Source organism: Haloechinothrix halophila YIM 93223 (assembly GCF_000504245.1).
In the GTDB taxonomy this organism is placed as follows: domain Bacteria; phylum Actinomycetota; class Actinomycetes; order Mycobacteriales; family Pseudonocardiaceae; genus Haloechinothrix_A; species Haloechinothrix_A halophila.
In genome coordinates this window covers 3,945,275-3,958,357 of record NZ_KI632509.1, presented here as the reverse complement: position 1 = coordinate 3,958,357, position 13,083 = coordinate 3,945,275, and the positions used below count along the sequence as shown (strand labels likewise).

The 13,083-nt window shown below is 70.7% G+C and carries 10 protein-coding genes; all 10 read left to right on the top strand.

Annotation, left to right across the window (positions count from 1 at the left end; translation table 11 throughout):
• Positions 1-47: 47 nt before the first annotated feature.
• The 10 genes from AMYHA_RS18090 to pgeF all read left to right on the top strand — a co-directional run bounded on the left by AMYHA_RS18090 (position 48) and on the right by pgeF (position 13,083).
• A complete protein-coding gene (locus AMYHA_RS18090) occupies positions 48-1,607 on the top strand; it encodes a UDP-N-acetylmuramoyl-L-alanyl-D-glutamate--2,6-diaminopimelate ligase (protein ID WP_034272853.1) in 1,560 nt (519 codons plus the stop codon).
• On the top strand, positions 1,604-3,133 hold the full coding sequence (locus tag AMYHA_RS18085; protein WP_034272850.1) for a UDP-N-acetylmuramoyl-tripeptide--D-alanyl-D-alanine ligase: 1,530 nt from the start codon (positions 1,604-1,606) through the stop codon (positions 3,131-3,133). Before AMYHA_RS18090 ends, AMYHA_RS18085 begins: the two co-directional genes overlap by 4 nt.
• Positions 3,130-4,212 (top strand): phospho-N-acetylmuramoyl-pentapeptide-transferase, encoded by a 1,083-nt coding sequence (gene mraY, locus AMYHA_RS18080; protein ID WP_034272847.1) that lies wholly within the window; start codon positions 3,130-3,132, stop codon positions 4,210-4,212. Before AMYHA_RS18085 ends, mraY begins: the two co-directional genes overlap by 4 nt.
• Positions 4,213-5,598, top strand: a complete 1,386-nt coding sequence (gene murD / locus AMYHA_RS18075; RefSeq protein WP_034272844.1) for a UDP-N-acetylmuramoyl-L-alanine--D-glutamate ligase — start codon at positions 4,213-4,215, stop codon at positions 5,596-5,598. It abuts the gene before it with no gap.
• Positions 5,585-7,087 carry a putative lipid II flippase FtsW gene (ftsW, locus tag AMYHA_RS18070; RefSeq protein ID WP_084037354.1) on the top strand — a complete coding sequence of 501 codons (1,503 nt, stop codon included), beginning with the start codon at positions 5,585-5,587 and terminating at the stop codon, positions 7,085-7,087. The genes murD and ftsW overlap by 14 nt, the downstream gene beginning before the upstream one ends.
• 8 nt (positions 7,088-7,095) lie before the next feature.
• Complete coding sequence (murG, locus tag AMYHA_RS18065; RefSeq protein WP_407919889.1) at positions 7,096-8,187, top strand: undecaprenyldiphospho-muramoylpentapeptide beta-N-acetylglucosaminyltransferase; 1,092 nt, start codon at positions 7,096-7,098, stop codon at positions 8,185-8,187.
• A complete protein-coding gene (gene murC / locus AMYHA_RS18060; protein WP_034272838.1) occupies positions 8,180-9,628 on the top strand; it encodes a UDP-N-acetylmuramate--L-alanine ligase in 1,449 nt (482 codons plus the stop codon). The genes murG and murC overlap by 8 nt, the downstream gene beginning before the upstream one ends.
• Before the next feature lie 3 nt (positions 9,629-9,631).
• The gene (locus AMYHA_RS18055; RefSeq protein WP_034272834.1) at positions 9,632-10,420 is read left to right on the top strand and encodes a cell division protein FtsQ/DivIB; all 789 of its coding nucleotides are present in this window, start codon (positions 9,632-9,634) and stop codon (positions 10,418-10,420) included.
• 271 nt (positions 10,421-10,691) lie between these two features.
• A complete protein-coding gene (gene ftsZ / locus AMYHA_RS18050) occupies positions 10,692-12,041 on the top strand; it encodes a cell division protein FtsZ (RefSeq protein WP_034272831.1) in 1,350 nt (449 codons plus the stop codon).
• Positions 12,042-12,375: 334 nt separating this feature from the next.
• Positions 12,376-13,083, top strand: a complete 708-nt coding sequence (gene pgeF / locus AMYHA_RS18045) for a peptidoglycan editing factor PgeF (RefSeq protein WP_034272828.1) — start codon at positions 12,376-12,378, stop codon at positions 13,081-13,083.

Below are 13,083 nucleotides of genomic sequence, written 5' to 3'. Positions count from 1 at the left end.
CGGGGCCGAGTGAGCACCGTCGCGCCGGTAACCTTCGGCGCGTGTCCATGGGAAGTGCTGAGTCGATGACAGGCTGGCGTCCGAGCAATACGGTTCCGGTGCCGGTGACCACGCTCGTCGCGCGCGCGGATGGCCGTCTCATACCAGCGGCCGGTGCCGACCCCATCGACGAGATCACCGTGACCGGGGCGGCGTTGCGGGCGCATCAGGTGCGGCCCGGCGATCTGTTCGCCGCGCTGCCCGGCGCCCGCGCGCACGGCGCCGATTTCGTGGACCAGGCGATCGCCGCGGGCGCGGCGGCGGTGCTCACCGACCCGGAGGGCGCGGCGCGGCCGAGGCTGACCGACGCCGAGGTGCCGCTGCTTGTGCACGACGATCCCCGCGGAGTGCTCGGCGAGATCGCCGCCTGGATCTACGGCGAGCCCTCGCTCGATGTCGCGGTGCTCGGCATCACCGGCACCTCAGGCAAGACGACCACGGCCTACCTGGTCGAGTCCGGGCTGCGTGCCGCTGGCAAGACCACCGGGCTGATCGGCACGGTGGAGACCCGCGTCGCGGGCGAGCGGCTGACGAGTGCGTTCACCACCCCGGAGGCGCCGGACCTGCAGGCGTTGTTCGCGCTGATGGTGGAGCGAGGCGTCACCCACGTGCCGATGGAGGTCTCCAGCCACGCACTGTCCCTCGGGCGGGTCAATGGCACCCGGTTCACCGTCGGCGCGTTCACCAACCTCTCGCAGGACCACCTGGACTTCCACCGCGACATGGCGGAGTACTTCGCGGCGAAGGCGCAGTTGTTCGACGGTCGCTCGACGACCGAGGTCGTCGTGATCGACAGCGCGTGGGGCCAGACGCTCGTGACGCCGCAGACCATCACCGTCGCGCTGGACGCGAGTACCGGGGCCGCCTGGACCGCGAGCGATCTCGGCTCGACGCCGACGGGGGAGCAGTCGTTCACGCTGCACGGGCCAGGTGGGGTGTCGATCCGCACCACGCTGCCGCTGCCAGGGGAGTTCAACGTCGTCAACGCGCTGCTCGCCGCCGCGATCCTGGACGTCACCGGCGTCGGGCCTGACGAGATCGCCACCGGGCTGTCCTCGGTACAGGTGCCGGGCAGGATGGAACGCGTCGACGAGGGGCAGCGGTTCACCGCCGTCGTCGACTACGCGCACAAGCCCGCCGCCGTCGCGCTCGGGCTGGACGCGCTGCGCGGGCAGACCGAGGGCAAGGTCATCACGGTGCTCGGCTGCGGGGGTGACCGCGACGCGGGCAAGCGCGCGCAGATGGGCGAGGCCGCCGCGCGCCGCAGCGACGTGCTGATCGTCACCGACGACAACCCGCGCAGCGAGGACCCCGCCGAGATCAGGGCGGCCGTGCTGTCCGGTGCCAAGGCCGTCGCGCCGGAGTTCGCGGGGGAGGTCGTCGAGATCGGCGACCGCAAGGAAGCCATCCGGCACGCCGTTTCGCTCGCCGCGCCGGGCGATTCCGTGCTGATCGCGGGCAAGGGCCACGAGACAGGACAGAACATCGCCGGGGTGGTGCACCCGTTCTCCGACCGTGACGAACTGGCCGCCGCGCTGCGCGCCGCGGTGGAAGGAGCCCGACTGTGATCAGCATGAGCCTGGCGCGGCTCGCCGAGATCGTCGGCGGCACGCTGCACGACAGCGACGGCACCGAGACCATCACCGCGGGCGTGGAGTTCGACTCCCGGCGCATCGAGGCGGGCGGGCTGTTCATCGCGCTGCCAGGGGAGCGGGTGGACGGGCACGCATTCGCCGCAGGTGCGGTCGCCGCGGGCGCTGCCGGGGTGCTCGCCGCCCGTCCTGTCGACGCGCCAGCCGTGATCGTGCCGCCGCTGCCACCGGGCGCGGCCAACGCGGGCTCGGTCGCGCTCACCGGCGACACCGACGGCTCCGGCGCCGCCGTGCTCGCCGCGCTGGCCGCGCTCGCGCGGCACGTGGTGGCCGAGCTGGCCGAATCAGGGCTCGCCGTGGTCGGCGTGACCGGATCCTCCGGCAAGACGTCCACGAAGGACGTCATCGCGCAGCTGCTTGAGCCGATGGGCCCGACCGTGGCCCCGCCAGGGTCGTTCAACAACGAGCTGGGCCACCCGTGGACCGCGCTGCTGGCCGACACCGAGACTCGGCACCTGGTGCTGGAGCTGTCCGCGCGCGGGCCGGGCCACATCGCGGAGCTGGCGCGGATCGCGCCACCCCGGCTTGGCGTCGTGCTCAACGTCGGCACCGCACACGTCGGCGAGTTCGGCTCCCGGGAAGGCATCGCCGCCACCAAGGGTGAACTGGTCGAGGCACTGCCGCCTGCCGAAGACGGCGGGGTGGCGGTGCTGAACGCCGACGACCCGCTCGTCGCCGCGATGGCCGAGCGCACCAGCGCGAAGGTGGTGCGGGTCGGCGAGTCACCCGATGCCGACGTGCGGGCGGTCGACGTCCAGCTGGACGAACTGGCACGGGCGTCGTTCCGGCTGGTCAGCGCGCACGGCGAGACCGAGGTGGCGCTGGGGCTGCACGGTGAGCACCACGTGGGCAACGCGCTCGCGGCCGCTGCCGTCGCGCTGGAGCTCGGCGCGTCGATCGACGACGTCGGCGCGCGGCTGAGCGCGGTGGAGCGCCGCTCCGAACGCCGGATGCACGTCACCACCCGGTCCGACGGGCTGATCGTGCTCAACGACTCTTACAACGCCAATCCGGAGTCGATGCGGGCCGCGCTGAAAGCGCTCGCGTCGGTCAGCAGGGACCAGCGTTCCTGGGCCGTGCTCGGCGAGATGGCCGAACTGGGCGCGGACAGCGTCACCGCCCATGACGAGATCGGCAGGCTCGCGGTGCGGCTCAACATCAACCGGCTCATCGTCGTTGGCGAGCGAGCCGCCGCGATGCACCACGGCGCCTGCCACGAGGGTTCGTGGGGTGACGAGTCGATGCTCGTCGCGGACGCGGCGGAGGCCATCGCGGTGCTCACCGAGGAGGTGGGCCCCGATGACGCCGTGTTGGTCAAGGCGTCTAAGGTGGCCGAGCTTTGGCGAGTCGCCGACGCGCTGCTCGGGGCGGAGATTGGCGCGGCTGGGCCGGACATCGCCGACACGGTCAGCACTGGGACACAGGATGGTGGTATCGCGTGATCAGCATTCTGATCGCCGCTTCGGTTGGTCTGCTCGTCTCGATTCTGCTCACGCCATACCTCATCCGGGTGTTCGCCAAGCAAGGCTTCGGCCAGGAGATCAGGGAAGAGGGCCCGCAGGGGCACCGGTCCAAGCGCGGTACGCCCACGATGGGCGGCGTGGCGATCATCGTGGCGATGGTCGTCGGCTACTTCACCGCGCACCTGCTGCGGTTCGCCCTCGCCGACGGCAGCGGCCCATCGGCGTCCGGCCTTGTGGTGCTGTACCTCGCGGTCGGCCTCGGCGTGGTCGGGTTCCTCGATGACTTCATCAAGATCCGTAAACAGCGCAACCTCGGGCTGAACAAGACGTCCAAGCTGGTTGGTCAGCTGGTCATCGCGGTCAGCTTCGCCATCCTTGCGATCAACTTCGCTGACGACAACGGGCTCACCCCTGCCTCGCTGCAACTGTCCTATGTCCGCGATCTGGCACTGATCACATTCCCGGTGCCGGTGTTCATCATCTTCTGCTACCTGCTGATCTCGGCATGGTCGAACGCGGTGAACTTCACCGACGGGCTCGACGGGCTCGCTGGCGGCGCGGCGGCGATGGTGCTCGGCACCTACGTGGTGATCTCGTTCTGGCAGGCACGACTGTCGTGCACGCCGGTGCCACAGGACGCCTGCTACCACGTGCGCGATCCGCTCGACCTCGCTGTCGTCGCCGCTGCCGCGACCGGCGCGTGCATCGGCTTCCTGTGGTGGAACGCCGCTCCCGCGAAGATCTTCATGGGCGACACCGGTTCGCTCGCGCTCGGCGGCCTTGTCGCCGGGCTGTCGGTGACCACCCGTACCGAGTTGCTTGCCATCGTCATCGGCGGGCTGTTCGTGGTGGAGATGGTCTCGGTGGTCGTCCAGATCGCGGTCTTCCGCACCACCCGGCGCAGGCTGTTCCGCATGGCGCCGTTCCACCACCACTTCGAGCTGGCTGGCTGGGCCGAAACCACCGTGATCATCCGGTTCTGGCTGCTCGCTGGCATCTGCTGCATGTTCGGGCTCGGGCTGTTCTACAGTGAGCAGCTCTCTTTCGTGGGAGGCTAGGTGGACCTGCGCGGTCGTGCGGTGCTCGTCGCGGGGGCTGGCGTGACGGGACGTTCCGTGGTTACCACGCTGTGCGAGGCGGGCGCCCAGGTGACCGTCACCGACGCCAACGCCGATCGCCTCGCCGCGCTGGCCGACACCCCGGCGCGGATCGAGCGCGGACTCACCACGCCGCCTGAGGGCACCGAGCTTGTGGTGACCAGTCCCGGCTGGCGGCCGGACTCGCCGCTGCTCGCCTCGGCCGCCGCGGCGGGCATCGAGGTGATCGGCGACGTCGAGCTGGCGTGGCGCATCGGCAACGAACGGCCGACACCGCCGGTGTGGCTCGCTGTCACCGGCACCAACGGCAAGACCACCACCGTCGGCATGCTCGCCGCGATGCTGCGCGCGGCGGGGGCCAACGCGGTGGCCTGCGGCAACGTCGGCTTCGCCGTGCTCGACGCTGTCCACGCCGGTTACGAGGTGCTCGCGGTGGAGCTGTCCAGCTTCCAGCTGCACTGGTCGAACAGCCTCGCGCCGCACGCGTCCGTCGTGCTCAACGTCGCGGAGGATCACCTCGACTGGCACGGCGACCTGGACACCTACGCTGCCGCCAAGGGCACGCTGCACGCCGCGACCCAGGTCGCCGTCGCCAACGCCGATGATGCGATCTCGACGCGGCTGGTCGCCGACCACGCCGCCCGCGACGCGCAGTGGGTCGGCTTCACCCGTGGCAAGCCGAAGCCGGGCCAACTCGGCATCGTCGACAGCACTCTGGTCGACGCCGCGTACTCCGACGAACCGGTCGTGCTCGCCGACGTCGCGGATGTGCGGCCCGAGGGCAAACACAACATCGCCAACGCGCTGGCCGCCGCCGCGCTGGCCCGCGCCTACGGTGTGTCGCCAGCGGCCGTCCGCGACGGGCTGCGAGCCTTCACACCGGGAGAGCACCGCGCGGCCGAGGTCGCCACCGTGGCCGGAGTGCGCTACATCAACGACTCCAAGGCGACCAACCCGCACGCCGCGTCGGGCTCGCTGCTGTCCTACGAGCACGTGGTCTGGATCGCCGGTGGCCAGCTCAAAGGCGCTGAGGTGTCCTCGCTTGTCGCCGATGCCGCCGATCGGCTGCGTGGCGTCGTGCTGCTGGGCGCGGACGCGGATGTGATCGCCGACGCGGTTTCCCGACACGCGCCAGATGTCCCCATGACCACGCTCGATCCGGGTGACGATGACCCCATGGTTGCGGCGGTGAGCGCGGCGAGCGCATGGGCACGACCGGGTGACGTCGTGCTGCTCGCCCCTGCCGCTGCTTCGCTGGATATGTTCCGCGACTACGCCCACCGTGGTGAGGCGTTCGCTGCCGCGGTGCGTGTCCTGGCGGGGGAGTCCGCAGATGGCAGCCCTTGAGCAGGTTGAGCGGGCAGGCAGAACGGCACGCCGCACGGCAGCGGCATCCGGAACACGGGGTGCGACGCCGGGCGCGGTACGGGGTGAGCAGCGCACACGGCGGCAGCGCAAGCCGTCGTGGTTCGCCGCGAAGCTGACCTCGCTGCGCACCGCGCTGACGGCGTGGCTGTCCCGGCCGCTCGCCTCGTTCCACCTCGTGCTCGCGCTGTGCGGCATGCTCGCCGTGATCGGCACGGTGATGGTGCTCTCGGCGTCCTCGGTCGAGTCGACCTACCTCACCGAGGGCGCGACCGCGTACTCGCTGTTCAAGAAGCACGTCGTGTTCCTGCTCGTCGGCATGGTGGTGTTCTGGATCGCGCTGCGGCTGCCGCTGCGGGTGATCAGGGGCGCGTCGAGCACGCTGCTGTTCGTGAGCCTCGCGCTGCTGGTCACCGTGTTGTCGCCGCTGGGAGCCGTGGTCAACGGCTCGCAGGGCTGGATCGTCGTCGGCGGGTTCTCGCTGCAGCCGGTCGAGGTCGCGAAGGTGGCGCTGGCGTTGTGGGGCGCGCACATCCTCGTTCTCAAGGCGCGGCTCGCGCACCTGTGGCGGCACGTGCTCGTCCCGCTGGTGCCGGTGGCGCTGGTGATGTTCGCGCTGCTGATGGCCCAGCCCGACCTCGGCGGCACGGTCAGCCTCGGCGTCGTGCTCGTCGCGTTGCTGTGGTTCGGCGGCGCGCCGAGGGGGCTGTTCGCGGCCGTGATCGCGGGCGGTGTCGCCGGCGTGATCGGGCTGGCGCTGATCGCCGACTACCGTCTCGCCAGGGTGCTTTCGTTCCTCTCGCCGGATACGGACTCGGCGGACTCCGGCTACCAGGCGCAGCAGGCGCAATACGCGCTCGCCGATGGTGGGCTGCTCGGCAGGGGGCTCGGCCAGGGCGGCTCGAAGTGGCACTACCTGCCCAACGTGCATCACGACTTCATCTTCGCGCTGATCGGTGAGGAGCTGGGCTTCCTCGGCTGTGCCGTCGTGATCGGACTATTCGCCGGGGTGGCGATCGTCGGGCTGCGCATCGCCACTCGCAACATCGACCCGTGGATCAGGGTCGTCGCGGGCACGCTGACCGTGTGGCTGGTTTCGCAGGCCGCCATCAACATCGGCTACGTCGCCGGGTTGTTGCCCGTCACCGGAGTCACGCTACCGTTGATTTCATACGGCGGTACCTCGTTGGTGGTCACGCTGGGGCAGTTCGGCATCCTGGCGAACTGCGCGCGGCATGAGCCGGAGGCGGTCGCCGCGTTGCGGACGCAGGGACCAGGCAAGTTCGGCACGATCCTGCGGCTGCGGCCACCGGAGCCCTATCGGCCTCGGTCGAAGCCAGCAGGGGGCGGGCGGCAGCCGAGGCGGGGCAGGCCACCGGCGCGCAACGCGGCGGCGGCACGGAGCCGCACCCAGGCGCGCCAGGGCAGGGCCGTGGGGCGCACGCAGCCACGACGTGGAGGACGAAGGTGAGCGACTCAGTGACCGTCACGGAACCGACGGTTGTGGTCGCCGGTGGCGGGACGGCGGGACACATCGAGCCCGCGCTCGCACTGGCGGACGCGGTGCTGCGGCTGCGGCCGCGGGCGCGCGTGGTCGCGCTCGGTACCGAGCGCGGCCTGGAGAGCACGCTGGTGCCCGCGCGCGGGTACGAGCTTGCGCTTGTGCCGCCGGTACCGCTGCCGCGCAAGCTCACCCCGGAACTGTTGCGGATGCCGGGCAAGGTCCGCGCCTCGGTGAAGCGCACCCGTGAGGTGCTTGACCGGGTTGGTGCCGACGTCGTCGTCGGCTTCGGCGGCTACGTGGCGTTGTCCGCCTACCTCGCGGCGCGCGGCAGGGTGCCGATCTTCGTGCACGAGGCGAACCGGCACGCGGGGCTGGCGAACAAGGTCGGCGCCCGGTTCGCGGAGCGGGTCTTCGGCGCGGCCGACGGGACGCCGCTGCCGAACGCGGAGACCATCGGTATCCCGCTGCGGCGCAGCATCACCGCGCTGGACAGGGATGCGCTGCGCAAGGAGGCCCGCGCCGAATTCGGGCTCGACCCCGACGCGCCGACACTGCTGGTGTTCGGCGGCTCGCAGGGCGCGCGCTCGCTCAACGATGCCGTGTCGGGGGCCGCCGGCGAACTCGCCGGCGCTGGCATCGGGGTGCTGCATGCCCACGGACCGAAGAACACCCTCGCGGTGCGCGAGTTCGCCGGTGCGCCGCCGTATGTTCCCGTGCCGTATCTGGACAGGATGGACCTCGCCTACGCCGCCGCCGACGCCGTGCTGTGCCGGTCGGGCGCGATGACGGTGGCCGAGGTGTCGGCCGTCGGGCTGCCGGCGGTGTTCGTGCCATTGCCGCACGGCAACGGCGAGCAGGCGCTCAACGCGGAGCCCGCCGTCAAGGCCGGTGCCGCCGTGATGGTCGACGACGCGCGGTTGACGCCGGAATGGGTCGTCGAACACGTCATCCCGCTGGTGTCCGATAAGTCGCGGTTGGCGACAATGGGTGCCGCTGCGGTTGGTCTCGGGCACCGGGAGGCCGACGAAGTGCTCGCCAAAATCGTGCTGGAGGCTTGCGGTGGCTGAGAACGGTGTTCCTGATGTGCTGCGCCGCGCGCATCTGATCGGCATCGGTGGCGCTGGCATGAGCGGTATCGCCCGGATCCTGCTCGCGCGTGGCGGCGCGGTGTCCGGCTCGGACGCCAAGGACTCCCGCAGTTTTCTCACACTACGTGCCCAGGGCGCGGAGATCGCCGTCGGGCAGCGCGCGGAGAACATCGACGCGCTGGACCAGCCGCCGTCCTCGGTGATCGTGTCGACCGCGATCCACGACACCAATCCCGAGCTCGCTCGCGCCAGGGAACGCGGCATCCCGGTGCTGCATCGCGCCGAGGCGCTGGCAGAGCTGATGACCGGCGACACCGTCGCGTGCATCGCGGGCACCCACGGCAAGACGTCGACGACCTCGATGCTGACGGTGGCGCTGCAGCATTGCCGCCTGGACCCGTCGTTCGCCATCGGCGGCGACCTGAACGAGTCTGGCGCGAACGCGCACCACGGCACCGGGGCGATGTTCGTCGCGGAGGCCGACGAGAGCGACGGGTCGTTCCTGGTGTTCGAGCCAACGGTCGCGGTGATCACCAACATCGAGCCGGACCACCTCGATCACCACGGCACCGCCGATGCCTACTCCTCGGTGTTCACCGAGTTCGTCAGCCGCATCAGGCCCGGTGGTGTGCTGATCGTGTGCTGCGACGACCCGGCGGCCGATGAGCTGGCCACCCGTGCGGCCGCCGATGGGCTACTCGCCGACGGCGTGCGGGTGCGCCGCTACGGGCGCACCGCCACCGCCGAGGACGACGTGCGGGTGGTGGACTACCGGCCGCTGCCGGACGACGGTTGCGTGGTGCGGGTCGCGCTGCGCGGCGCCGAGACCGACATCCACGTCGCGGTGCCCGGCGAGCACATGGCGTTCAACGCGATCGCGGCGCTGCTTGCCGGTGAGGAGCTGGGCGCGCCCGCCGAGTGCCTCGCCGAGGGCGTCGCCGCGTTCGGCGGGGTGCGCAGGCGGTTCGAGTTCAAGGGCCGTTCCGGCGAGGTGCGGGTCTACGACGACTACGCCCACCACCCCACCGAGGTGGCGGCGCAGCTGCGTGCGGTGCGGCACTCGGCTGGCGACGGCAGGGTCGTCGTGGTGTTCCAGCCGCACCTGTACTCGCGCACCAAGGCGTTCGCCGCTGCGTTCGCCGATGCGCTCGGCCTGGCCGACGAGGTGGTGGTGCTGGATGTCTTCGGCGCTCGGGAGCAACCGGAGCCAGGGGTGTCCGGTGCGCTGATCGCGGACCAGATCACGGGCGCGAAGTGCCACTACGAGCCCGCGTTCGACAGGGCGGTCACCCTCGCCGCTGGTCTCGCGCGGCCCGGTGACCTGCTGGTCACCATGGGAGCGGGCGATGTCACGCAGCTGGGCCCGGAGATCATCAGGGAGCTGGACGACAGAGGTGGCGCGTCGGCCACGGGGGAGTAGCGCGTGACGTCGGCACGGCAGGCGCGGCGTGGCACGAGGGGCGGGCGTGACTCGCGTCCGGTGCGGGGCAGGCGGCCGGACTCCGCCCGCTCGGCGATGTCGCCGAGCAAGCGCAAGGCCCGCCGCACGATCCTGCGCAGACGACTCGTCGCGATCGCTATCGTGCTCGCGATCATCAGCCTCGGTGCGGTGCTGCTGTTCACCCCGCTTATCGGGGTCAGCGACGTCAAGGTCACCGGGATCAACCGGATCGATCGCGAGGACGTCGTCGAGCTGGCCGAGATCCCGATGCGGCGCTCGCTGCTGCGGGTCGACACCGACGCCGCGGAACGGGCGGTGGCCTCGCTGCCGCAAGTGGAGAGCGTCTCGGTGTCGCGCTCGCTGCCGTCGACGGTGCGGATCGACATCACCGAGCGGACATCGGTCGCGTACTTCGCCGCCTATGACGGCACCCGCCTCGTCGATCGGATGGGTGTGCCGTTCCATCGGGTGAGTAAGCCGCCGAAGAAGCTGCCCGAACTGCGGGTCGACACCGTCGCCACCGACGACCCAGCCACCCGCGCCGCCACGGCGGTGCTGACCGGCATTCCGGACCAGCTCGCCGGGCGGGTGGCCATGGTGACCGCGCCCAGCCCGGTCAGCGTGGAGCTACGGCTGCGCGGCGGCAAGGTCATTCAGTGGGGTGACGCGCAGCAGATCGAGCGTAAGTCCCGGGTGCTCGCCGCCCTGCTCACCCGGCCGGGCAGGGTGTACGACGTGTCGAGCCCTGAACTGCCAACGGTGTCGGACTAGCCGGCGCCGGGTGCGCCGCGCGGGGGAGTGACGCGGTGTCGACCTAGTTGGTGATCTTGGTGGGGTCGTGGTCACAAACCCCACGACACGCGGCGTGGCTGCTGGATTCGTCGCGATGTGGTGCTTACCGTCCACAGGCAAGGCTAGAAGTTGACATAACTCTAACCCTCATGTAGAGGTTCAGAGTTTTCGGGAGGCAGTCACCCGATGCGGGCAACTCTTGCCGGTGCCACCTTGCAGTAGCTCAGTCACGATCAGGAAGGCGGACCCGATGACGCCCCCGCACAACTACCTCGCGGTGATCAAGGTCGTCGGAATCGGCGGCGGCGGTGTGAACGCCGTGAACCGCATGATCGAGGTCGGCCTCAAGGGTGTCGAGTTCATCGCGGTGAACACCGACGCGCAGGCCCTGCTGATGTCCGACGCCGACGTCAAGCTGGACATCGGCAGGGAACTGACCCGTGGTCTTGGCGCGGGGGCCGCGCCGGATGTCGGCGAGAAGGCCGCCGAGGACCACCGTGAGGAGATCGAGGAGGTCCTCAAGGGGGCCGACATGGTCTTCGTGACCGCTGGCGAGGGCGGTGGCACGGGTACTGGCGGCGCGCCCGTCGTCGCGCAGATCGCCCGCAAGCTCGGCGCGCTGACCATCGGTGTGGTCACCCGGCCGTTCTCGTTCGAGGGCAAGCGCAGGGGCAAGCAGGCAGAGGACGGCATACAGCAGCTGCGCAACGAGTGCGACACGCTGATCGTCATCCCGAATGACCGGTTGCTGCAGCTCGGCGACATCGGTGTCTCGCTGATGGACGCCTTCCGCTCCGCCGACGAGGTGCTGCTCTCCGGTGTGCAGGGCATCACCGATCTGATCACCACCCCCGGTCTGATCAACCTGGACTTCGCCGACGTCAAGAGCGTGATGTCAGGGGCTGGCAGCGCGCTGATGGGCATCGGCTCGTCACGGGGCGAGGGCAGGGCGGTGCAGGCCGCCGAGAAAGCCATCAACTCGCCGCTGCTGGAAGCCTCCATGGACGGCGCGCACGGCGCGCTGCTGTCCATCGCCGGCGGCTCCGACCTCGGGCTGTTCGAGATCAACGAGGCCGCGTCGCTGGTGCAGGAGGCGGCCCACCCCGAGGCGAACATCATCTTCGGCACGATCATCGACGACTCGCTCGGCGACGAGGTGCGCGTGACGGTAATAGCGGCTGGGTTCGACGCGGGCGCGCCGACGCACAAGAAGCTCGACCCGCCGACGGTTGGCTCCCGCGAGTCGACGGCATCGGCCGAGGCCGGTTCGGTCGGCGGCAACGGCGCGGCAAGCGGCGCTGGCGCGAGGGGGAGTGGGCAGCCCGTGGGCCAGCAGGCCGCCCCGCAGCAGCAGTCCAACCCGACGCCGGGCGTCGCGCGACAGCAGCCAGGGGCGGCACCGCCGCAGGGCTCTGGCAGCGCGCAGGGCTCTGACGGTGGTGCCGCTGGCGGCGGCTACTCCCGTGGTGCCCCGCCGCAGTCGAACCGTGGCAGTGGCATGGGCGCACCGCCCAACCGAGGCAGTCTGCCCAACCGCGCCGTTCCGGTCGACGACACCGACGACGACGAGGTCGACGTTCCCCCGTTCATGCGCCGCTGAGCGCTCCCCGCACACACGGCCCGGAGTACGCCGCACCCGACCGCGGCACCCGGGCCGTGTGTAACGCTTCACCAGGTTTGTTGCGTGATTAGCGCCCGTTTCGGCGTCGGTTGCCCGGTTCTCGCGGCAATATCCCTGGCGAAGTGAAGTCAACCGCCGAGCGGCTGTGGGCTGGTCAGTTTAGGAACCCTGTCGCAAGTTCTGGGGCCACTGCGGTGAGCCGAGCCCGTCAAGACTCCCGTCGGCGGCACGGTGACCGTGTGCGAGGCTAGAACGGGTGCCGATGCAGAACGGCCGCCACAGCGGCTATGCGACACATGGGAGGACAGGCAGGGTGCGGATTCGTCGGGTGGTCACCACACGCGCTGGCGGCCGGTCACGCCCGCCGTACGAGTCGTTCAACCTCGGTGATCACGTCGGGGACGACGCGGACGCCGTCGCGGCCAACCGCGCCCGGCTCGCCACTGAACTCGGCGTTGACCAGCACCGGTTCGTCTGGATGGAACAGGTGCACGGTCGCACCGTCGGTGTGGTCGACGAGCCGATCACCGACCCGGTGGAGGCCACCGACGCACTGGTGACCGCGACGCCAGGGCTGGCGCTCACCGTGCTGGTCGCCGACTGTGTCCCGGTGCTGCTCGGCGACCCCGACGCTGGGGTTGTCGGCGCGGTGCATGCTGGCAGGGTCGGCTGCCGCGTCGGCGTGCTGCCTGCCGCCGTGAAGGCCATGATCGAGCTGGGTGCCGAGCCGTCGCGGATGGAAGCGCTGCTCGGGCCCGCCATCTGCGGCGAGTGCTACGAGGTGCCGCCCGAGATGGCAGCCGACGTCGCCACCCACCTGCCAGGCAGCGCGGCGAAGACCCGCTCCGGCACTACCGGCATCGACCTGCGAGCGGGACTCTGGGAGCAACTCGCCGCACTCGGTGTCGGCAAAGTCGGCGTCGACCCTCGCTGCACCGTGGAGGACGATTCGCTGTTCAGTTACCGGCGCGACGGCACGACGGGCAGGATCGCCGCCGTGACGTGGACCGAGCCTGAATGA

Coding starts and splice junctions, on each gene's coding strand:
- AMYHA_RS18090 (WP_034272853.1), top strand. CDS start 48: ATGGGAAGTGCTGAGTCGATGACAGGCTGGCGTCCGAGCAATACGGTT.
- ftsZ (WP_034272831.1), top strand. CDS start 10,692: ATGACGCCCCCGCACAACTACCTCGCGGTGATCAAGGTCGTCGGAATC.
- ftsW (WP_084037354.1), top strand. CDS start 5,585: ATGGCAGCCCTTGAGCAGGTTGAGCGGGCAGGCAGAACGGCACGCCGC.